The organism is Citrobacter sp. RHBSTW-00599, from assembly GCF_013784065.1.
Taxonomy (GTDB): Bacteria; Pseudomonadota; Gammaproteobacteria; order Enterobacterales; family Enterobacteriaceae; genus Citrobacter; species Citrobacter braakii.
In genome coordinates this window covers 906,356-926,739 of record NZ_CP056717.1, presented here as the reverse complement: position 1 = coordinate 926,739, position 20,384 = coordinate 906,356, and the positions used below count along the sequence as shown (strand labels likewise).

The 20,384-nt window shown below is 54.3% G+C and carries 18 protein-coding genes and 1 other RNA gene; 9 read left to right on the top strand and 10 right to left on the bottom strand.

The window, feature by feature from the left end; genetic code table 11:
- Positions 1–18: 18 nt before the first annotated feature.
- The 5 genes from gcvT to HV243_RS04440 form a co-directional block, all read right to left on the bottom strand.
- Positions 19–1,113, bottom strand: coding sequence for a glycine cleavage system aminomethyltransferase GcvT (gene gcvT / locus HV243_RS04460; RefSeq protein WP_053389496.1), 1,095 nt, complete (start codon positions 1,111–1,113; stop codon positions 19–21).
- 452 nt (positions 1,114–1,565) lie between these two features.
- A complete protein-coding gene (ubiI, locus tag HV243_RS04455; RefSeq protein ID WP_016154357.1) occupies positions 1,566–2,768 on the bottom strand; it encodes an FAD-dependent 2-octaprenylphenol hydroxylase in 1,203 nt (400 codons plus the stop codon).
- A gap of 139 nt (positions 2,769–2,907) precedes the next feature.
- Complete coding sequence (gene ubiH, locus HV243_RS04450; protein WP_019077635.1) at positions 2,908–4,086, bottom strand: 2-octaprenyl-6-methoxyphenyl hydroxylase; 1,179 nt, start codon at positions 4,084–4,086, stop codon at positions 2,908–2,910.
- Positions 4,083–5,408 (bottom strand): Xaa-Pro aminopeptidase, encoded by a 1,326-nt coding sequence (gene pepP, locus HV243_RS04445; protein WP_053389497.1) that lies wholly within the window; start codon positions 5,406–5,408, stop codon positions 4,083–4,085. Before pepP ends, ubiH begins: the two co-directional genes overlap by 4 nt.
- A gap of 24 nt (positions 5,409–5,432) precedes the next feature.
- Positions 5,433–6,011, bottom strand: coding sequence for a YecA family protein (locus HV243_RS04440; protein ID WP_016157420.1), 579 nt, complete (start codon positions 6,009–6,011; stop codon positions 5,433–5,435).
- Positions 6,012–6,178: 167 nt separating this feature from the next.
- Here HV243_RS04440 and zapA point away from each other — a divergent pair, with 167 nt between their 5' ends.
- The 3 genes from zapA (at position 6,179) to HV243_RS04425 (ending at position 7,349) form a co-directional block, all read left to right on the top strand.
- Positions 6,179–6,508 (top strand): cell division protein ZapA, encoded by a 330-nt coding sequence (zapA, locus tag HV243_RS04435; protein WP_003026980.1) that lies wholly within the window; start codon positions 6,179–6,181, stop codon positions 6,506–6,508.
- A gap of 41 nt (positions 6,509–6,549) precedes the next feature.
- Positions 6,550–6,733: non-coding RNA, 6S RNA (gene ssrS / locus HV243_RS04430), on the top strand.
- A 19-nt stretch (positions 6,734–6,752) separates the two neighbouring features.
- Positions 6,753–7,349, top strand: a complete 597-nt coding sequence (locus HV243_RS04425) for a 5-formyltetrahydrofolate cyclo-ligase (protein WP_053389498.1) — start codon at positions 6,753–6,755, stop codon at positions 7,347–7,349.
- A gap of 381 nt (positions 7,350–7,730) precedes the next feature.
- Here HV243_RS04425 and serA read toward each other — a convergent pair whose 3' ends face one another.
- Positions 7,731–8,963 (bottom strand): phosphoglycerate dehydrogenase, encoded by a 1,233-nt coding sequence (serA, locus tag HV243_RS04420; RefSeq protein WP_016154363.1) that lies wholly within the window; start codon positions 8,961–8,963, stop codon positions 7,731–7,733.
- Between the two features lie 270 nt (positions 8,964–9,233).
- Positions 9,234–9,893 carry a ribose-5-phosphate isomerase RpiA gene (gene rpiA, locus HV243_RS04415; RefSeq protein WP_016154364.1) on the bottom strand — a complete coding sequence of 220 codons (660 nt, stop codon included), beginning with the start codon at positions 9,891–9,893 and terminating at the stop codon, positions 9,234–9,236.
- Between the two features lie 170 nt (positions 9,894–10,063).
- Here rpiA and argP point away from each other — a divergent pair, with 170 nt between their 5' ends.
- From argP to HV243_RS04390, 5 genes are all read left to right on the top strand, one after another.
- Positions 10,064–10,957 carry a DNA-binding transcriptional regulator ArgP gene (argP, locus tag HV243_RS04410; RefSeq protein ID WP_003825477.1) on the top strand — a complete coding sequence of 298 codons (894 nt, stop codon included), beginning with the start codon at positions 10,064–10,066 and terminating at the stop codon, positions 10,955–10,957.
- 226 nt (positions 10,958–11,183) lie between these two features.
- Positions 11,184–13,328, top strand: a complete 2,145-nt coding sequence (gene scpA / locus HV243_RS04405; RefSeq protein ID WP_053389405.1) for a methylmalonyl-CoA mutase — start codon at positions 11,184–11,186, stop codon at positions 13,326–13,328.
- Positions 13,321–14,316: a methylmalonyl Co-A mutase-associated GTPase MeaB gene (meaB, locus tag HV243_RS04400; RefSeq protein ID WP_016154366.1), complete on the top strand. Its 996-nt coding sequence runs from the start codon at positions 13,321–13,323 to the stop codon at positions 14,314–14,316. Before scpA ends, meaB begins: the two co-directional genes overlap by 8 nt.
- Positions 14,317–14,326: 10 nt before the next feature.
- Entirely contained in the window at positions 14,327–15,112 is a 786-nt protein-coding gene (gene scpB / locus HV243_RS04395; protein ID WP_016154367.1) for a methylmalonyl-CoA decarboxylase, read from the top strand.
- 24 nt (positions 15,113–15,136) lie between these two features.
- Entirely contained in the window at positions 15,137–16,603 is a 1,467-nt protein-coding gene (locus HV243_RS04390) for an acetyl-CoA hydrolase/transferase family protein (protein WP_053389406.1), read from the top strand.
- On the opposite strand, the gene HV243_RS04385 is transcribed toward HV243_RS04390, so the two are convergent.
- The 3 genes from HV243_RS04385 to argO form a co-directional block, all read right to left on the bottom strand.
- On the bottom strand, positions 16,600–17,496 hold the full coding sequence (locus tag HV243_RS04385; protein WP_046274941.1) for a LysR family transcriptional regulator: 897 nt from the start codon (positions 17,494–17,496) through the stop codon (positions 16,600–16,602). The genes HV243_RS04390 and HV243_RS04385 overlap by 4 nt on opposite strands.
- Before the next feature lie 186 nt (positions 17,497–17,682).
- Entirely contained in the window at positions 17,683–18,405 is a 723-nt protein-coding gene (locus HV243_RS04380) for an oxidative stress defense protein (RefSeq protein ID WP_029139653.1), read from the bottom strand.
- 93 nt (positions 18,406–18,498) lie between these two features.
- The gene (argO, locus tag HV243_RS04375) at positions 18,499–19,134 is read right to left on the bottom strand and encodes an arginine exporter ArgO (RefSeq protein ID WP_053389416.1); all 636 of its coding nucleotides are present in this window, start codon (positions 19,132–19,134) and stop codon (positions 18,499–18,501) included.
- A gap of 200 nt (positions 19,135–19,334) precedes the next feature.
- On the opposite strand from argO, the gene dctP reads away from it, so the two are divergent.
- Positions 19,335–20,381, top strand: coding sequence for a TRAP transporter substrate-binding protein DctP (gene dctP, locus HV243_RS04370; RefSeq protein WP_053389417.1), 1,047 nt, complete (start codon positions 19,335–19,337; stop codon positions 20,379–20,381).
- Positions 20,382–20,384 lie beyond the last annotated feature (3 nt).

The following is a 20,384-nucleotide window of genomic DNA, read 5'->3' as shown; positions in this document are numbered from 1 at the left end:
TCTCCAAAAAAGGATGAATTACGCGACGGCTTTGCCGTTACGCACAAAAACAGGTTTAGTCACTTTTACCGGCATTTCGCGGTTACGGATCTGTACGATCGCGTTCTCACCAATACCCGCAGGGACACGCGCCAGCGCGATGCTGTAACCCAGGGTTGGGGAGAATGTCCCGCTGGTGATAATGCCTTCCTGCTGATTGCCGGAAGCATCGGTGAAACGCACCGGCAGTTCATTACGCAGTACGCCTTTCTCGGTCATCACCAGTCCAACCAACTGTTCGTGGCCTTTTTCACGCTGCATTTCCAGCGCTTCCCGACCGATAAAGTCGCGGTCACTCGGTTCCCACGCGATGGTCCAGCCCATGTTGGCCGCCAGCGGAGAAATGGCTTCGTCCATCTCCTGACCGTACAGGTTCATGCCGGCCTCCAGACGCAGCGTGTCGCGCGCGCCAAGACCGCAAGGTTTGACACCTGCTTGTACCAGCGCACGCCAGAAGTCTGCCGCCTTTTCACTCGGCATGGCAATTTCATAGCCTGCTTCGCCGGTATAACCGGTGGTTGCGATAAACAAATCACCCGCCTGAACGCCGAAGAACGGCTTCATGCCTTCTACCGCCTGGCGCTGCTCGTCAGTAAACAATGTGGCTGCTTTTTCCTGCGCGTTTGGGCCCTGCACCGCAATCAGCGACAGATCGTCTCGAACGGTGATGTCGATGGCGTAAGGTTCAGCGTGTTGGGTAATCCAGGAGAGGTCTTTTTCGCGGGTGGCGGAGTTTACAACGAGGCGGAAGAAATCTTCAGTGAAGTAGTAGACAATCAGGTCATCTATCACGCCGCCCGAAGCGTTGAGCATACCGGAATAGAGGGCTTTACCCGTCTTCGTTAGCTTCGCGACGTCGTTTGCCAGCAGATAACGCAAGAACTCCCGGGTGCGGCTACCGCGCAGGTCGACGATGGTCATATGTGACACATCAAACATTCCGGCATCGGTGCGAACAGCATGGTGTTCATCAAGCTGAGAACCGTAATGCAGTGGCATCATCCAGCCATGGAAATCTACCATGCGCGCGCCACATAGCGTGTGTTGTTCGTACAAAGGAGTCTGTTGAGCCATCTTTTCCTCGTTGAATAAGCGGGGCTACCAACTCTTTCGCGGTGAAATTTTCGCCACGAAACCCAGCACCGCAGCCGCTCCAGGGGCCACGACGCAAACGTTCTCTTTGCCCTGAACTTACCACCGAAACAGACGCTAAACCATAAGGCAAAATTAACCATCACATTAGCTTATGGCCAAAAACAGCAAAATCACCGGCAGAACAAAACCCCATCCATATGGCAAATAATCAGAACAAAAAATAAATACAAGCTGGAATTAACAGCACCAACCAACATTAAATGTGGAAAAATTGTCAAAAATGGCGTTATGAAAAAAACGTAATATTAAAAAAACTAATGCGAAAAAAGGCGTGAAATTAGATTATTTCAAATGAGAGAAGCACCCCGGCGCGCAGGCCGGGAGTGGAAAGTGTGACGGGTCTCAAACTCTTAAGATTGTCCTTACGGACGCTAGCGTAACCACTCAGGAAGATCGTTCAGTCCCATCGCCTGGCGGATGAGCTGTGGTTTTACGCCTGGCAGGGTATCGGCCAGTTTCAGACCAATATCACGCAGCAGTTTTTTCGCCGGATTCTCGCCTGCAAACAGTTCACGAAAGCCCTGCATACCGGCCAGCATCATCGCTGCGCTGTGCTTACGGCTGCGCTCGTAGCGGCGCAAATAGAGATACTGACCAATATCTTTGCCCTGACGCTGTAGCCGCTTCAGCTCATCGATCAGCTCCGCCGCATCCATAAAGCCAAGGTTAACCCCCTGACCCGCCAGCGGGTGGATGGTATGCGCCGCATCCCCCACCAGCGCCAGACGATGAGCAGCGAACTGACGGGCATAGCGTCCCGTCAGCGGAAACGCCTGACGCTCGCTTTCAAGGCTGCACAGCCCCAGGCGATTATCAAAAGCGATATTCAGCGCCTGATTAAACTCGTCAACGCTTGCCTGCTGCATGCGTTCTGCTTCCTGCGGCGAAAGCGACCAGACGATAGAGCACAGGTGCGGGTCACTGAGCGGCAGGAACGCCAGGATCCCCTCACCGTGAAACGCCTGCCGCGCAACCGCGCCGTGAGCTTCCTGCGTACGGATAGTCGCCACCAGCGCATGATGACGGTAATCCCAGAAAGTGAGCGGAATATCCGCTTTGTTGCGCAGCCAGGAGTTAGCGCCATCGGCGCCGACCACCAGGCGAGCTGTCAGCATTGCGCCATCTTTCAGGGACAGAAATGCCTCATTCTCACCCCAGGCTACCTGCTGTAACTCAGCGGGCGCCATCAGCGTAATGTCCGCTGAACGCTGCGCTTTTTGCCAGAGTGCGTAATGGATCTCTGAGTTTTCAACGATGTGGCCTAAATGGCTGTAGCCCATGCTCTGGTCATCAAACGCAATACGCCCAAAGCTGTCTTTGTCCCAGACTTCCATGCCGTGGTAGCAACAAGCGCGACGGGCAACAATGTCGGACCAGACGCCCAGTCGGCTAAGCAGTTTTTCACTGGCGGCATTAATGGCCGATACGCGAAGCTGAGGAGGTGCATCCGCCGCCAAAGGCTGCGGAACATGTTGTTCTAACACTGCAACGCGCAACCCACTGCCCTGCAAGCCGCAGGCAACCGCCAGTCCCACCATGCCGCCACCAACAATTGCTACATCAACACTTTGCACTGTTTGCTCCTGAAAATAGGACAATCAAAAACCGTAGGCCGGATAAGGCAAAGCCGCCATCCGGCATTACTTCCGCGACATTGCCTGATGGCGCTGCGCTAATCAGGCCTGCTTCTTTAATTCGGCCTACAGGTTATATCTATCGCGCAACCCAACCGAGGGTCCGCTCCGCCAGCGCATCGCGAGCAGGCGTGAATAATTCCATCGCCATCAGCCCGACATTACGCCCAACGACCAGCGGGGCCCAGCGATTGGCAAACAAATACACCAAATTGTTGGTCACACCAATCGTCGTTTCGCGATCGCGTTCGCGGCGCTGCTGATAGTGTGCCAGCACCGCATAATCACCGATATCTTCCGCGCAATTTTGCGCCTGCGTCAACGTCTCAGCCAGGCTCATCACGTCGCGCAGACCAAGGTTGAAACCTTGTCCGGCAATGGGATGCAGCGTCTGTGCTGCGTTCCCCACCAGCACAGTACGATGGGTAATGGCTTTTTGCGCCGAGGTTAATGAAAGCGGATAGGCGTTGCGTTTACCGGCCTGGGTAATACGCCCCAACCGCCAGCCAAACGCAGTTTGCAGTTCGCGGCAAAATTGTTCGTCGGACCAGGCCATAATCTCATCACGCCGCTCCAGCGGATGGCACCACACCAGCGAGCAGCGACCATCAGACATCGGTAGCATTGCCAGCGGACCATATTGTGTGAAACGTTCAAACGCTCGCCCGTCATGCGCAACGGAGGTCGTGACGTTGGCAATCACCGCCAGTTGTTCATAGGGTTGTTGCTGCCAGTCAACGCCGCAGGCGGTAGCCAGTGCGGAGCGCGTGCCATCGGCGGCCACCAACAGGCGCCCATTGATCATCTCGCCATTTTCCAGCGTAACCTCAACGCGTTCCTGCGTGCGTGACACGCTGGCTACACGGTCGGGGCAGTGCAGCGTGATGCCCGGCGCTTTACGCAACAGCGCAAACAAACGCAGCCCGACATCGTGCAGTTCTACCACCTGGCCCAGCGCCGGAATACGGTATTCCTGCGCATCCAGCGTCACAAATCCGGCATGGCCGCGATCGCTGACGTGAACCGTTTTGATCGCCGTTGCGCAATCGGCAATCGCCTGCCATACGCCAATTCGCGCCAGCTGTTGGCAGGTACCTGCCGCCAGCGCGATCGCCCGGGCGTCAAACCCTGGATGGCGGTCAGTTTCAGGTTCACTCGCTTCTATCAGGTGAACAGGCAGAGTCCCGTGGCTGAGCTGAGAAATGGCCAGCGCCAGCGTCGCACCGACCATACCACCGCCAACGATAATCACGCTCATTGCAGCCGCGCCGCAGCCATTAAGGCTTCAATGTCATCCGCTTTCTTCACCACGCTGGCGGTCAGGTTCTCATTGCCGTCCTCGGTGATGAGGATGTCATCTTCAATACGAATGCCGATACCACGATAAGCAGGCGGCACATCCGCGTCCGGCGCGATATACAGCCCCGGTTCGACGGTGAGCACCATTCCTGGCTCGAGAATACGTGAGCGGTCCTGACCATAAACGCCAACGTCGTGCACATCCAGTCCCAGCCAATGGCTAAGACCATGCATAAAGAATGGGCGATGCGCATTTTCGGTAATCAGTTGGTCGATCTCGCCGTGCAAAATGCCAAGCTTCACCAGACCCGTAATCATGATGCGCACCACTTCGCCGGTGACTTCCTGGATGGACGTCCCCGGGCGATACAGGCGCAGGCTGGTCTCTAATGACTCCAGTACGATGTCGTAGATTTCACGCTGAGCAGGGGAAAATTTGCCGTTTACCGGGAAGGTACGCGTAATGTCGCCCGCATAACCTTTGTATTCACACCCGGCGTCAATTAACACCAGATCGCCATCGCGCATTGCACTTTCATTTTCGGTGTAATGGAGAATACAGCCGTTTTCGCCGCTGCCGACAATCGTGTTATAGGATGGGTAACGCGCGCCATGGCGAGTAAACTCGTGGTGAATCTCCCCTTCCAACTGGTATTCAAACATTCCCGGACGGCATTTTTCCATCGCGCGGATATGCGCCAGCGCACTGATCTCTCCGGCACGGCGCATGACCGCAATTTCTTCTGGTGATTTGAACAGGCGCATTTCATGGACCATTGGACGCCAGTCGATGATCGCGGCGGGTGCGTGCAGATTTTGTCTGGAGCCTTTACGCAGTTTATCCAACGCCGTGCACACAATCTCGTCTGCCCAGGCATATTCGCCCTGTGCGTGGTACACCGCGTCCAGGCCATTGAGCAACAGGTGCAGCTGTTGGTTGATTTCACTGAAGGCCAGCGCCCGGTCAACGCCGAGTTTTGCCGGTGCGGCATCCTGGCCCAGACGGCGGCCAAACCAGATCTCCGCCGTCAGATCGCGAACCCGATTAAACAAAACGCTGTGGTTATGAGTGTCATCACTTTTAATCAGCACCAGCACGGCTTCCGGTTCGTTAAAACCGGTGAAGTACCAGAAATCACTGCTTTGGCGGTACGGGTATTCACTGTCCGCGCTGCGCGTCGCTTCAGGCGCGGCAAAAATCAGCGCGGCGCTGCCGGGCTGCATTTGTGCCAGTAAAGCCTGGCGACGACGCTGGAATTCTTGCTGAGATATCTCGCTCATCACACTCTCCTTTGCGTTTCGTTCTTAGTGCAGAGTCGGTTTACGGACTTCCGGCGCGGTCGGCTGCTGACGCGTAAACGTGTCATGACACAGCAAGGCGGCTACGCGCACGTATTCGATAATCTCTTCGAGCGACATTTCCAGCTCTTCCTGATCTTCGTCTTCGTCATATCCCAACTGAGCGATATTGCGCAGGTCGTCAATCGCTTCACCGGTTTCACCGGTCACTTTGTCGAGCTTTGGCTGCGTAACGCCAAGGCCCAGCAAAAAGTGGTTTACCCACCCCGCCAGCGCATCGGCACGATCAAACACGCTAACGTCGTCGCCTTCAGGCAGATAAAGCTGAAAAAGGAAGCCGTCGTCCTCGAGGGCATCGCTGGTGGCAGAGTGCATTTTCATCAGTGCCTGAGCCAGCTCGTGACCGAAGGCCAAACCTTCGTTCGTCAGGTCGTGCAGCAGCGGCTGCCATGAGCTGTCGTTGTTGCCGCCGCAAATCATCCCGCTGATCAAGCCGTGCATTTCGGCCGGGGTTAATCCAGCCCCTTGTTGGTTCAAAAACTGGCTAACGTCGTTGTAGCCAGGCATTTCGTTCTGTATAGACATAAGCATTCGTCATCAAAGGGAGGAATATTCATGGTATGCTACCACTTTGGGCCCTGGTGGACCAGAAAAGGGCTTGTATCTTGATACCAGGGTAGCTATAGTGTCGCCCCTTCGCGGACCCAAGGTCTGGAGACGAAGGCAGCGCAGTCAATCAGCAGGAAGGTGGCATGTCTGCACAACCCGTCGATATCCAAATATTTGGCCGTTCACTGCGAGTGAATTGCCCGCCTGAACAAAGGGATGCGTTGAATCAGGCTGCGGACGATCTCAATCAGCGATTGCAAGATCTGAAAGTTCGCACTAGAGTCACAAATACTGAGCAGTTGGTTTTCATCGCCGCGTTGAACATCAGCTATGAATTAACTCAGGAAAAAGCGAAGACGCGTGAGTACGCGGCGAGCATGGAACAACGTATTCGGATGCTACAACAGACCATCGAACAGGCGTTGCTTGATCAGGGTCGCATAACCGAAAAAACGGGCCAAAACTTTGAATAACACTTTTCGGTTTACTGTGGTAGAGTGACCGTGAAGACAAAATTTCTCTGAGATGTTTGCAAGCGGGCCAGTCCCCTGAGCCGATATTTCATACCACAAGAATGTGGCGCTCCATGGTTGGTGAGCATGCTCGGCCCGTCCGAGAAGCCTTAAAACTGTGACGACGCATTCACCTTGAACCAAGGGTTCAAGGGTTACAGCCTGCGGCGGCATCTCGGAGATTCCCTTCTACCTGGCAACAGCCATGACACTACTTTCTGAACTCCCTTTATCCCGGCAAGAAATTCGTCAACTGATTCGACAGCATCGTCGCGCGCTGACCTCTGAACAGCAACGACAATACGGTCAGCAAGCCGCGACCCGAATGCTCAGTTTTCCCCCTGTTGTACTCGCGCATACTGTGGCGGTATTTCTCTCGTTCGATGGTGAACTCGATACCCAGCCGCTGATAGATCAGCTGTGGCGAGCGGGCAAGCGCGTTTACCTTCCGGTTCTTCATCCCTTCAGTTCCGGTAATTTACTGTTCCTGCACTATCATCCGCGCAGCGACCTGGTGACCAATCGCTTAAAGATCCAGGAACCACGGCTTGATGTACGCGACGTATTGCCACTGTCAAAGCTGGACGTACTGATTACGCCGTTAGTGGCATTTGATAAGGACGGTCAACGCCTGGGCATGGGCGGTGGATTTTACGACCGCACGCTACAAAACTGGCAGCAGCATAAGATCCAACCCGTGGGCTACGCGCATGACTGCCAGTTGGTAGAAAAATTGCCGGTTGAAGAGTGGGATATCCCGCTGCCAGCGGTGGTGACGCCGTCCAAAATCTGGGGGTGGTAGCCGTTTTTTGCCGATTGACAGCGCCGTTTTTTTGACCTAAATTCCTCGGTGAAGGGTGAGGGAGGCGAACCTCCCTCCTGCGTACTCTCTGTTAATATGCTGGGCAAGCGATGATTAACAGGATCAGCAGCATGATGACGTATCTCATCATCGTCCCTTTCCTTTTTAGAGCCCCTGCTTCGGTAGGGGCTTTCCCGTTTCAGCGCTATGCTGCGCCCCTATCGTAAATTCCTTTTATTGCTGTACAACACGCAACGCTGCCTTTAGTTGCCAACTGCGGCAAAGCTCGAAAACAGAATGTATGCGTTACAGAAAGAGATTTTGAGGCAGGGAAATCAGAGGAAAGATGGGCAGGTCAACCGCCTGCCCATGTAGAGGAAATCAGTACAGCAGACGAGCGCGAATGGTTCCCGGAAGGGCTTTCATCGCCAGCAGCGCTTTCTCCGCCACATCTTCATCCGCTTCAATATCGATAACCACATAACCTACCTGCGCGGAAGTTTGCAGATACTGCGCGGCAATGTTGACGCCCTGCTCGGCAAAAATCTGGTTCAGTGCCGTCAGTACGCCCGGACGGTTTTCGTGAATGTGCATCAGACGACGACCACCGTGCAGCGGCAGCGAAACTTCCGGGAAGTTTACCGCAGACAGCGTAGACCCGTTGTCGGAATACTTGGTCAGTTTCCCAGCTACTTCCAGACCGATGTTTTCCTGCGCTTCCAGCGTTGAACCACCAATGTGCGGCGTCAGGATCACGTTATCGAAATCACACAGCGGCGAAGTGAAAGGATCGCTGTTAGTTGCCGGCTCGGTTGGGAATACGTCGATTGCAGCCCCCGCCAGATGTTTAGTCGCTAACGCGTCGCACAACGCAGGAATATCAACAACCGTACCGCGTGCGGCGTTAATCAGCAGCGCACCCGGTTTCATCAGCGAAATCTCACGCGCGCCCATCAGGTTTTTGGTGGAGGCATTTTCCGGCACGTGCAGACTCACCACGTCGCTCATATTGAGCAGGTCGGAAAGATGCTGTACCTGCGTGGCATTGCCAAGCGGGAGTTTATTTTCAATATCATAGAAAAAGACATGCATCCCGAGCGATTCCGCCAGAATGCCCAACTGAGTACCAATGTGGCCGTAGCCGATGATCCCCAGTTTTTTACCACGCGCTTCAAAAGAGCCGGTAGCCAGTTTATTCCACACGCCGCGGTGCGCTTTGGCGTTCGCTTCGGGTACGCCACGTAGCAGTAGCAGCAGTTCGCCAATCACCAGCTCAGCAACGGAACGTGTGTTAGAGAATGGTGCGTTAAACACAGGGATCCCGCGCTTTGCCGCTGCACTTAGATCAACCTGGTTGGTGCCAATGCAGAAGCAGCCAATCGCGACCAGTTTCTCTGCGGCGTCAATCACATCTTCAGTCAGATGGGTACGGGATCGCAGGCCAATGAAGTGGGCATCACGGATGGACTCTTTCAGTTGTTCAGTGTCCAGAGCACCTTTGTGAAACTCGATGTTGGTATAACCTGCTGCACGAAGGCTTTCGAGTGCTTTTTGGTGCACGCCTTCAACCAGCAGAAATTTAATCTTATCTTTCTCCAGTGATACCTTTGCCATTTCCCCGACCCTGTCTTTTTTGTTCAAACTGATGTGTTGTGTGTGGGATTTTCATCCGTCTCTTCAACATATCAAAAAATAATATTGCGGCAATATGAACGTTTGCGTCGCCGTGCTGAAGAAATGTCATTCAACGGGAAATGTCAGAGGAAAATACTGGCGATAACTTTTTCTTTGGAGAGATCGGCAGGACAATATTATAAACGTGACACAAGTCACCAAATTTGCCCTGCCAAAATTTTTTTAACGGGAGAAGACGCTCCCGTCAGATCATTTTACGATAGTTTTCACGCCGTCAGGCGTACCGATCAGCGCGACATCCGCACCACGGTTGGCAAACAGGCCGACGGTTACCACACCTGGAATCGCATTGATGGCATTCTCCAGCGCGATGGCGTCGAGGATCTCCAGACCGTGCACATCGAGGATCACGTTGCCGTTGTCCGTCACGACGCCCTGACGGTATTCAGGACGACCGCCCAGCTTCACCAACTGGCGAGCCACAGCGCTGCGCGCCATTGGGATCACTTCGACCGGCAGCGGGAAGTTACCGAGAATATCGACTTCTTTAGACGCATCCGCGATGCAGATAAATTTCTTCGCCACGGAAGCAATGATTTTTTCACGGGTCAACGCTGCGCCGCCGCCCTTGATCATCTGCATGTGACCGTTGATTTCATCCGCGCCGTCAACGTATACGCCGAGGCTGTCCACTTCGTTAAGATCGAACACGTGGATGCCAAGGCTTTTGAGTTTTTCAGTCGATGCGTCCGAACTGGATACCGCACCTTCAATCTGACCTTTCATTGTGCCCAGCGCATCAATAAAGTGTGCGGCTGTTGAACCTGTACCTACGCCCACAATGGTGCCGGGCTGTACATACTGAAGTGCCGCCCATCCTACTGCTTTTTTCAGTTCATCCTGCGTCATGATCGTTTCGCCTGTGGTGTGAATATGGTGGGAAAATTCACGCGCATTATAGAACATTGTGCAGAAAAATGTCCCCACACCCGCTCGCAAGCGGCGGATTTCGTCTTTACCCAATCAAAAATTGTGTCATAGTGCAGAACAAGCAAAAATTTCAGGAGTGCGTCAAAGCAATGAAACGTCCGGACTACAGAACACTACAAGCACTGGATGCGGTTATTCGTGAACGAGGATTTGAGCGCGCGGCGCAAAAGCTGTGCATCACGCAATCCGCGGTTTCACAGCGCATAAAACAGCTTGAGAATATGTTCGGACAACCGCTGCTGGTGCGCACCGTACCGCCGCGCCCAACGGAACAGGGACAGAAACTACTGGCGCTTCTGCGCCAGGTTGAACTGCTGGAAGATGAGTGGCTGGGCGATGAACAAACCGGCTCGACGCCGCTTCTGCTTTCGCTGGCGGTGAACGCCGACAGTCTGGCGACCTGGTTACTTCCGGCGCTGGCCCCAGTACTGGCTAATTCACCGATTCGACTGAACCTGCAGGTTGAAGATGAAACCCGAACCCAGGAACGTCTGCGTCGTGGTGAAGTAGTCGGTGCGGTGAGTATTCAACATCAGGCGCTGCCAAGCTGTCTGGTGGATAAACTGGGCGCGCTGGACTACCTGTTTGTTGGCTCTAAACCTTTCGCCGAGCGTTATTTCCCAAACGGCGTCACCCGTTCCGCCCTGCTGAAAGCCCCGGCGGTCGCGTTTGACCATCTTGATGATATGCACCAGGCGTTCTTGCAACAAAACTTCGACCTGCCGCCGGGCAGCGTACCGTGCCATATCGTTAACTCGTCTGAAGCCTTCGTCCAGTTAGCCCGTCAGGGAACAACCTGCTGCATGATCCCACACTTACAGATTGAGAAAGAGCTGGAAAGCGGTGAGCTTATCGACTTAACGCCAGGCCTGTTCCAGCGTCGAATGCTGTACTGGCACCGCTTTGCACCAGAAAGCCGCATGATGCGCAACGTCACCGACGCGCTGCTGGCCTATGGCCACAACGTACTGCGTCAGGATTAATTCCTCGAACAGAGGCCGGATAGCGGCGTCACGCCTTATCCGGCCTGCAAGCCTTTCCCCTCTTTTCATGCTATTCCCGCCACGTCTTTGAAATACATCACAAAATAAAACACGCCACGCGGCAAAAAACGACGTCCTGTTGGCTATTTTTTGCTGGCGACAAGCCAAATGAAAAAGCACACCGTATTCGCAAAGATTCAACTTATTGCGTAATACGGAGCAAAAAATGGCAAACGTGCAGGAGTGGCAAACACTCGCCAATAAAGAACTCAGTCGACGGGAAAAAACCGTTGAGTCGCTGGAAAGACAAACGGCGGAAGGGATTGCCATCAAGCCGCTGTACACAGAAGCGGACCTCGATAATCTGGAAGTCACGGGCACCCTGCCCGGCCTGCCGCCTTACGTGCGTGGCCCGCGCGCCACTATGTATACCGCGCAGCCGTGGACGATTCGCCAATACGCCGGTTTCTCTACCGCCAAAGAGTCCAACGCCTTTTACCGCCGTAACCTCGCCGCTGGGCAAAAAGGGCTTTCCGTCGCCTTTGACCTTGCCACTCATCGTGGCTATGACTCAGACAACCCGCGCGTAGCGGGCGACGTCGGCAAAGCCGGCGTGGCGATCGATACCGTCGAAGATATGAAGGTGCTGTTCGACCAGATCCCGCTGGATAAGATGTCCGTTTCGATGACCATGAACGGCGCGGTGCTGCCGGTACTGGCGTTTTATATCGTCGCGGCGCAGGAGCAAGGCGTGACGCCGGAACAGCTCACCGGGACCATTCAGAACGATATTCTGAAAGAGTACTTGTGCCGCAACACCTACATTTATCCGCCAAAACCCTCCATGCGCATTATCGCCGACATCATCGCCTGGTGCTCAGGCAACATGCCGCGCTTTAACACCATCAGCATCAGCGGCTATCACATGGGTGAAGCCGGGGCAAACTGCGTACAGCAGGTGGCGTTTACGCTGGCAGACGGTATTGAATACATCAAGGCCGCGCTTTCCGCCGGACTGAAAATTGATGACTTCGCCCCGCGCCTGTCATTCTTCTTCGGCATCGGCATGGATCTGTTTATGAACGTCGCCATGCTGCGCGCTGCACGGTATCTGTGGAGCGAAGCGGTCAGCAGTTTTGGCGCGACCAACCCGAAATCTCTCGCTCTGCGTACCCACTGCCAGACCTCAGGCTGGAGCCTGACCGAGCAGGACCCGTACAACAACGTGGTACGAACCACCATTGAGGCGCTCGGCGCTACGCTTGGCGGCACCCAGTCTCTGCATACCAACGCTTTTGATGAAGCGCTCGGTCTGCCCACCGATTTCTCCGCCCGTATTGCGCGTAATACGCAGATCATCATTCAGGAAGAATCAGAGATCTGCCGCACCGTCGATCCGCTGGCCGGATCGTATTACGTCGAATCACTCACCGATCAAATCGTGAAGCAGGCGCGCACGATCATCAAGCAGATTGATGAGGCAGGCGGCATGGCGAAGGCGATTGAAGCCGGACTTCCTAAACGGATGATCGAAGAAGCGTCCGCGCGCGAACAGTCGCTGATCGACCAGGGTAAGCGCGTTATCGTCGGGGTGAACAAATACAAGCTGGATAAAGAAGACGACACGTCGGTGCTGGAGATCGACAACGTGAAGGTGCGCAACGAGCAGATTGCCTCACTGCAGCATATCCGCGCCACCCGCGACAATGATGCGGTTAAAACCGCGCTATCCGCGCTGACCCACGCCGCACAGCAGAATGAAAATCTGCTGGCAGCCGCCGTCAACGCCGCCCGCGTTCGCGCCACGCTCGGCGAAATATCCGATGCGCTCGAGGCCGCCTTTGACCGTTATCTGGTTCCCAGCCAGTGTGTTACTGGGGTGATTGCGCAAAGCTATCACCAGTCCGACAAATCCGCCGATGAGTTCGATGCCATTGTTGCGCAAACCGAACAATTCCTCGCAGAAAATGGCCGCCGCCCGCGTATTCTGATCGCCAAGATGGGTCAGGACGGCCACGATCGCGGCGCAAAAGTGATCGCCAGCGCCTACTCCGATCTCGGCTTTGATGTCGATCTCAGCCCGATGTTCTCCACACCGGAGGAAATTGCCCGTCTGGCGGTAGAAAACGATGTGCATGTCGTTGGCGCATCATCGCTGGCGGCGGGTCATAAGACATTGATCCCGGAGCTGGTCACCGCGCTCAAAGGCTGGGGACGCGAAGACATTTGCGTCGTCGCCGGTGGGGTTATTCCGCCACAGGATTACGCTTTCCTGCACGAGCATGGCGTGGCAGCCATTTATGGCCCAGGCACGCCAATGCTCGACAGCGTCCGCGATGTGTTAACCCGTATCAGTCAGCATCATGATTAACGCCGCCACGCTTGAGGATACCGTCCGCCGCTTGCGACTCGGTGAACGGGCTACGCTCGCCCAGGCGATGACGCTGGTCGAAAGCAATCACCCGCGCCACCAGCCGCTGAGTACGCAATTGCTGGACGCGATTATGCCGTTCACCGGTAACGCCCTGCGTCTGGGGATCACCGGCACGCCGGGCGCGGGTAAAAGCACATTTCTGGAAGCATTCGGCATGCTGTTAATTCGCCGCGGGTTACGGGTAGCGGTGATCGCCGTCGATCCCAGCAGCCCGGTTAGCGGCGGCAGCATTCTTGGTGATAAAACCCGCATGACGGAACTGGCTCGCGCAGAATCTGCGTTTATACGTCCGGTTCCTTCCAGCGGTCATTTAGGCGGCGCCAGCCAGCGCGCCCGCGAATTAATGCTGCTGTGCGAGGCCGCGGGCTTCAACGTGGTGATTGTGGAAACCGTCGGCGTTGGACAGTCAGAAACCGAAGTCGCAGGCATGGTGGATTGCTTTCTCTCACTGCAAATCGCCGGCGGTGGCGACGATTTGCAGGGCATCAAAAAAGGCCTGATGGAGATGGCGGATCTGGTCGTCATCAACAAGGACGACGGTGATAACCGTACCAGCGTTGCCATCGCCCGCCATATGTACGAATCCGCCCTGCATATTCTGCGCCGCAAATATGACGAGTGGCAGCCGCAGGTTCTGACCTGTAGCGCCCTGGAAAAACGCGGCATTGAGGAGGTTTGGCAGGCGATAACCGACTTTAAAACGTGCCTTACCGCCAGCGGTCGACTGGAAAAAGTCCGCCAGCAGCAGGCGGTGGAATGGCTACACAAGCAGGCTGAAGAAGAAGCCCTGCATCTGCTGTTTGCCCGGGCTGATTTCGACCAGTATTTCCAGCAGACGCTGCTGGCCGTCAAAAACAATGATCTTTCGCCGCGCACCGGCCTGCGGCACATCAGCGAATTTATCCAGCATCATTACTTTCAATAAAGAGAACATTATGTCTTATCAATACGTCAACGTGGTCATCATCCAGAAAGTCGCGGTCATTGAGTTCAATTACGCCCGCAAGCTCAATGCCCTGAGCAAAGTGTTTATTGACGATCTGATGCAGGCGCTGAACGACCTCAATCGTCCGGACATTCGCTGCATCATTCTGCGCGCCCCGAGCGGGGCCAAAGTGTTCTCTGCCGGGCATGATATTCATGAACTCCCCACCGGACGTCGCGATCCGCTCTCTTATGACGATCCGCTGCGTCAGATAACTCGTATGATCCAAAAATATCCGAAGCCGGTGATCTCCATGGTTGAAGGCAGCGTCTGGGGCGGCGCGTTTGAGATGATCATGAGTTCCGATCTGATCATCGCAGCCAGTACGTCTACCTTCTCCATGACCCCGGTCAACCTCGGCGTGCCCTATAACCTGGTGGGCATCCACAACCTGACCCGCGACGCTGGTTTTCACATCGTTAAGGAGCTGATTTTTACCGCCTCGCCCATCACAGCTCAACGCGCCATGGCGGTCGGGATCCTCAACCATGTCGTTCCAACCGAGGAACTGGAAGATTTCACCCTGCAAATGGCGCATCACATCTCGGAAAAAGCGCCGCTGGCAATCGCCGTCATCAAAGAAGAACTGCGCGTGTTGGGCGAAGCACACACCATGAACTCTGACGAATTCGAGCGCATTCAGGGCATGCGCCGCGCGGTGTATGACAGCGAGGATTATCAGGAAGGGATGAACGCGTTTATGGAAAAACGTAAACCTAATTTTGTTGGCCATTAATCACGTCCGACGAAGGAGACGGCCATGAAACGGATGAGCGCCGAACAGGCGGCAGAAATTATCCAGCACGATGATATGGTGGCGTTCAGCGGCTTTACCCCCGCGGGTTCGCCAAAAGCGTTACCCACCGCAATTGCCCAACGCGCCTGCGAACGGCATCAGAACGGGCAGCCTTTTCAGATCCGCCTGCTGACCGGGGCGTCAATTGGCGCCGCCGCTGATGATGCACTATCCGCGGCGGATGCCGTTTCCTGGCGTGCGCCTTATCAAACCTCATCTGGCCTGCGCGAGAAAATTAACCAGGGCCAGGTGAGGTTTGTCGATCTCCATTTGAGCGAAGTCGCGCAGATGGTTAATTACGGCTTTTTTGGCGATATCGATGTTGCCGTCATTGAAGCTTCCGCCATTGCGCCGGATGGCCGGATTTGGCTTTCCAGCGGTATTGGCAATGCACCCACCTGGCTGCTGCGGGCGAAAAAGGTGATTATCGAGTTGAATCATTACCATAATCCACGCGTGGCTGAGTTTGCCGACATCGTAATACCCGGCGCACCGCCGCGGCGTAACAGCGTGCCCATATTTCATACCATGGATCGCGTGGGCAGTCAGTGCGTGCAGATAGACCCCAGGAAAGTGGTCGCGGTGGTGGATACCGAGCTGCCCGATGCCGGGAATGTGTCGGATAAAACCAATCCGGTCAGCCAACAAATTGCCGATAACGTCGTCACTTTCCTACTGGCAGAAATGGCGCACAAACGCATTCCAGCAGAGTTTCTGCCCTTACAAAGCGGCGTGGGCAATATCAATAACGCGGTAATGGCGCGACTGGGAGAGAATCCAGATATCCCGCCCTTTATGATGTATTCAGAGGTGTTACAGGAATCGGTGGTGCATCTGCTGGAAACGGGCAAGATCACCGGTGCCAGCGCCTCCAGCCTGACCATCTCAGCCCCGTCGCTACAGAAGATTTACGACAATATGGACTTCTTCGCCAGCCGAATTGTGCTGCGCCCGCAGGAGATCTCCAATAACCCGGAAATCATCCGTCGGCTGGGGGTAATTGCGCTCAACGTTGGGCTTGAGTTTGATATCTACGGCCATGCCAATTCCACGCACGTTGCGGGCGTGAACCTGATGAACGGGATCGGCGGCAGCGGGGACTTCGAGCGCAACGCCTACCTGTCTATCTTTATGGCGCCGTCGATTGCCAAAGGCGGGAAAATCTCAACCATCGTGCCGATGTGCAGCCATGTCGACCACAGCGAACATAGCGTTAAAGTGATCGTGACCGAACAAGGGATTGCCGATCTGCGTGGGTTATCTCCGATGCAGCGGGCGCACACGATTATCGATAACTGTGCGCATCCCCTTTACCGGGACTACCTGCACCGCTATCTGGAAAAAGCGCCCGGCGGGCATATCCATCACGATCTCAGCCATGCGTTCGATCTGCATCGCAACCTTCTCGAGACAGGATCGATGCTCGGTTAACTTGCCGTACCGTCACGATCTTCAGCAATATGCTGGAGCATGGTGCCGGTATAGCGATGATTTTTCAGAGAATAGAGAAACTCCTGCATATACATGGGGCTGCCGGGCGCGTCGAAATACTTTAGCGTCGACGGATTCACCAGCCGCCAGGCAAAATGAGGGATCACCGTCAAAAACTGCCCGCGCTCCACCGCGCTAATCTTGGCCATAAAGCTGTACGGACGGTAGATAATCGTCGGATTGATCCCACAGGGCCGCATATAAGCATCCAGCATCGCCTCAAAGTTGGCGCGATTCTGGAAGCGCATTTGCAGCCAGGGTAGCTCGCGCAGCAGATCCTGCGGCTGTTTCTCTTCGTAGCGCCGGGAAACGAGAAACCCCAGACGTAGCGGAGGCAGTTCGCTGATCGCCAGATTTTCCAACTCCTGTACGCGGGGAGAAACGTGCTGCGGCGAGATAATGAAATCAAGTTTGCGGTCGAACAGATTATCAATCACCCCATTCTCACTGAATTCAACGGCCTGGGCCGTAACGCCGTCATATTTATCGCCAAGGCTAATCAACTGGTCAAAAATAATCGTTGGATAAGTATTATCGATACCGATGACGATTTCCCGCGAGCGACAAGAGGCGTTATGGATTTCATTATCAATGGCAGAGAGGCGCTGGTAGACGGGAAACAGCTTCTGATACAGCTCCTGTCCGGCTTTATTCAGGCTGATGTTGTTATCTTTACGGGTAAACAGCGTATAGCCGATTTGATCTTCCAGTGCAGCAATGCTTTTACCGAAAGGCGATGCGGTCATATGTATTTTTTCTGCCGCTCTGGCGATGTTATTGGTTTGCGCCAGCAGAATGAAATTACGCATCTTTTTCGAGATAAAAATATCCATAGCGTCCCCTTAAAAATCGCTATGGCCTATCCTCATTACCACGAAAAAAAAGACTGAATGTGAGGTCTCATTTTTACAGTTGCTCACAGAAAAACCGGCTGGAATATTTTGTCGGCCTGATGAGACGCGTAAGCATCGCCATCAGGCTAAAAACTTGCCGGATGGCGACTTACGCCTATATCAAGACTACTTATTGGTTACTGTAGGCTCAATCTGGAAGACGACATCAACCTGATCGTCAAACTGAATAACCGGCTGTTCGTAGGTTTCCTGAGCGGAGGTTGCAGGCGCTGCATCTGCTTTCATCATCCGTACCATCGGGCTCGGTTGATAATTGGAAACGTGGTAACGCACACTGTAAACGGGACCCAGTTTGCTATTAAAGCCCGCGGCCAGCTGTTCAGCCTGATGAACAGCATCATCAATCGCCGCTTTACGCGCCTTGTCTTTGTAAGCATCCGGCTGGGCAACGCCCAGCGATACCGAACGAATCTCATTCAGACCGGCCTTCAGCGCGCCATCAAGCAGAGCGTTGAGTTTGTCCAACTGACGCAGCGTGACTTCAACGGTGCGCACTGCACGATAACCTTTGAGGATGCTTTTGCCGTTCTGGTAGTCGTAGTCCGGCTGCGTACGCAAGTTTGCAGCGCTAATGTCTTTCTTCGCTATCTGGTTCTGTTCAAGGAAAGACAGATATTGCGCCACGCGCTCATCGGCCTGCTTCTTCGCGGAAGCCGCATCCTTTGCAGCAACGTTCACTTCAATCGCCAGGGTGGCGATGTCTGGTGTTGCATCTACGCTTGCCGTTCCGGAAGTCACGATGTGCGGTCCATTTGGCAACTCATTTGCCTGTACCGATAGTGCGCTGAATCCGACTAATGCCGCCAGGGCCATTATTTTGAACTTCACGGTCGTTCCTCCATGTTTCATTAATTACCCCAAAACTCAGGGCACATGCAGGCAAGCTTAGCCGATCTCGCTGCGTTGTCCATCAGACAACACTTAGTTGAACAGCGCTTGAACGTGCGCAACACCTTCTTTTGCCAACTGAAAAGCGATAAACCACATCACTAATCCTACCAGCGTATTGATGATGCGCTGTGCTTTCGCAGTTCGCAGACACGGTGCCAGCCAGGCCGCCAGCAATGCCAGACCGAAGAACCACAGGAACGAAGCGCTGACGGTTCCCAGTGCAAACCAGCGTTTAGGCTCAACGTCCAGTTGTCCCCCCAGACTCCCGAGCACCACAAAGGTATCCAGGTAAACATGTGGGTTGAGCCATGTCACCGCCAGCATAGTGGCGATGATTTTCCAGCGCCCCTGCTTCATCACCTCGGCGCTGGCCAGTTCCAGATTACTGCTCATCGCCGTTTTTAGCGCACCGAATCCGTACCAGAGTAAAAATGCGACCCCGCCCCAGGTGACCAGCGCCATCAGCCATGGCGACTGCATCAGCAAGGCGCTACCGCCGAAGATACCCGCGCAAATCAGCACTAAATCGCTGATGGCGCAGAGTAAAGCAATCATGATGTGATACTGACGACGGATCCCCTGATTCATTACGAAGGCATTTTGTGGACCAAGCGGAAGTATCATGGCTGCACCAAGCGCAAGCCCTTGAAAATAGTAGGATAACATGTAAAACATCTCACATAATTGTCTTGTGGGCAGACTATACTGCGCGGGATTCATTAGAGGAAATGGATAATATTAATCAGTAATTAGCATTATTAATAATACCGCGCACACTCCCCTCCATATTCAGTCTCTGACAATAGCGATTGTGCGTTACCCGGGGTATGCTGAAAGATAAATCTGTCTATACCAAAGGAATGGGTATGAAGCATAACGCGAACATTTTTCTCTTCTGTGCCTCGCTGATAGTTACCAGTTTGTGGCCCACTGTCGCCAGCGCAGACAGAACGCTGCGCTATACCGATCACGAGCCATATGGCAACATGCGTACCCGGCTCATAAAAGAGACTTTTTTTCGTGCGATCGAACAAGAGTCGCTTGGACGTTTGAAAATCGACGCTCACTGGAACGGCGAGCTGTCCACCAGCTATGACGCCTTAAAAACGATCGGCCAGGGCAGCGTGGCGGATATGGGGATCGTGGTCCCTGAGTACACGCCCGAACAACTGCCGCGACACCAGATTTTTAAGAGCTTCCCCCTCGGACCGGGTCGTGGTGAAGCGCAGGTTAACGCCTTTCAGCGGATTTTCCGCGAGTATCGCCAGTTTGGTCGCGAGCTGGAAAACAACAATCTGGTGAATCTTCAGTTTTTCCTCGGCTATCCGGTTGGATTTTTTACTACCAAGCCGAACGTCGATTTGGCACAGCTGAATGCAAGCCAATGGCGGACCGCCAGCTTTTGGCATCAATCATTTTTACGCAACGCAGGCGGCGTGCCGGTCAGCATGCCATGGAATGAAAAAATTACCGATGCGCTTCAAACCGGACAGCTTGACGGCCTGATGGTTAACCTCGACAGCGGAGATGATATCCATGCCCAGCGGGCGGCCCCCTATATTCAGCTCTCCCCTTCGCTCTGGCTCGGACACGTTTATCTTCTGGTGATGAATAAAGACGTCTGGGATAGCCTGGACGTGAAAGATCGCGCAGCCATCAATCGGGCCGCCGCCATGACGCAAAAACGTATTGGCGCAGTGCAGGACGCAAGCCTGACCGCAATGGCGAAAAAGATGGCAAAAGAGGGCGCACACGTTCACTACCTGAGCAACAGCGAGCTGAATGCGTGGCAAGCCGCTACCGGTTATCAGCACGTTCAGGCCGAATGGATTGCCCAACAGGAAAGTAAAGGAATAAACGATGTTGGCGAGCTGATGCAGGGTGTCAGCGCAATTCTTAACAAGACGAGATAAATC

Bases quoted from the DNA above. Each gene is read 5' to 3' on its own strand.
- HV243_RS04425 (WP_053389498.1), top strand. From the start codon at position 6,753: ATGACACTACTTTCTGAACTCCCTTTATCCCGGCAAGAAATTCGTCAA.
- rpiA (WP_016154364.1), bottom strand. From the start codon at position 9,893: ATGACGCAGGATGAACTGAAAAAAGCAGTAGGATGGGCGGCACTTCAG.
- serA (WP_016154363.1), bottom strand. From the start codon at position 8,963: ATGGCAAAGGTATCACTGGAGAAAGATAAGATTAAATTTCTGCTGGTT.
- pepP (WP_053389497.1), bottom strand. From the start codon at position 5,408: ATGAGCGAGATATCTCAGCAAGAATTCCAGCGTCGTCGCCAGGCTTTA.
- scpB (WP_016154367.1), top strand. From the start codon at position 14,327: ATGTCTTATCAATACGTCAACGTGGTCATCATCCAGAAAGTCGCGGTC.
- HV243_RS04440 (WP_016157420.1), bottom strand. From the start codon at position 6,011: ATGTCTATACAGAACGAAATGCCTGGCTACAACGACGTTAGCCAGTTT.
- meaB (WP_016154366.1), top strand. From the start codon at position 13,321: ATGATTAACGCCGCCACGCTTGAGGATACCGTCCGCCGCTTGCGACTC.
- HV243_RS04385 (WP_046274941.1), bottom strand. From the start codon at position 17,496: ATGGATATTTTTATCTCGAAAAAGATGCGTAATTTCATTCTGCTGGCG.
- gcvT (WP_053389496.1), bottom strand. From the start codon at position 1,113: ATGGCTCAACAGACTCCTTTGTACGAACAACACACGCTATGTGGCGCG.
- zapA (WP_003026980.1), top strand. From the start codon at position 6,179: ATGTCTGCACAACCCGTCGATATCCAAATATTTGGCCGTTCACTGCGA.
- scpA (WP_053389405.1), top strand. From the start codon at position 11,184: ATGGCAAACGTGCAGGAGTGGCAAACACTCGCCAATAAAGAACTCAGT.
- ubiH (WP_019077635.1), bottom strand. From the start codon at position 4,086: ATGAGCGTGATTATCGTTGGCGGTGGTATGGTCGGTGCGACGCTGGCG.
- dctP (WP_053389417.1), top strand. From the start codon at position 19,335: ATGAAGCATAACGCGAACATTTTTCTCTTCTGTGCCTCGCTGATAGTT.
- argP (WP_003825477.1), top strand. From the start codon at position 10,064: ATGAAACGTCCGGACTACAGAACACTACAAGCACTGGATGCGGTTATT.
- HV243_RS04390 (WP_053389406.1), top strand. From the start codon at position 15,137: ATGAAACGGATGAGCGCCGAACAGGCGGCAGAAATTATCCAGCACGAT.
- argO (WP_053389416.1), bottom strand. From the start codon at position 19,134: ATGTTATCCTACTATTTTCAAGGGCTTGCGCTTGGTGCAGCCATGATA.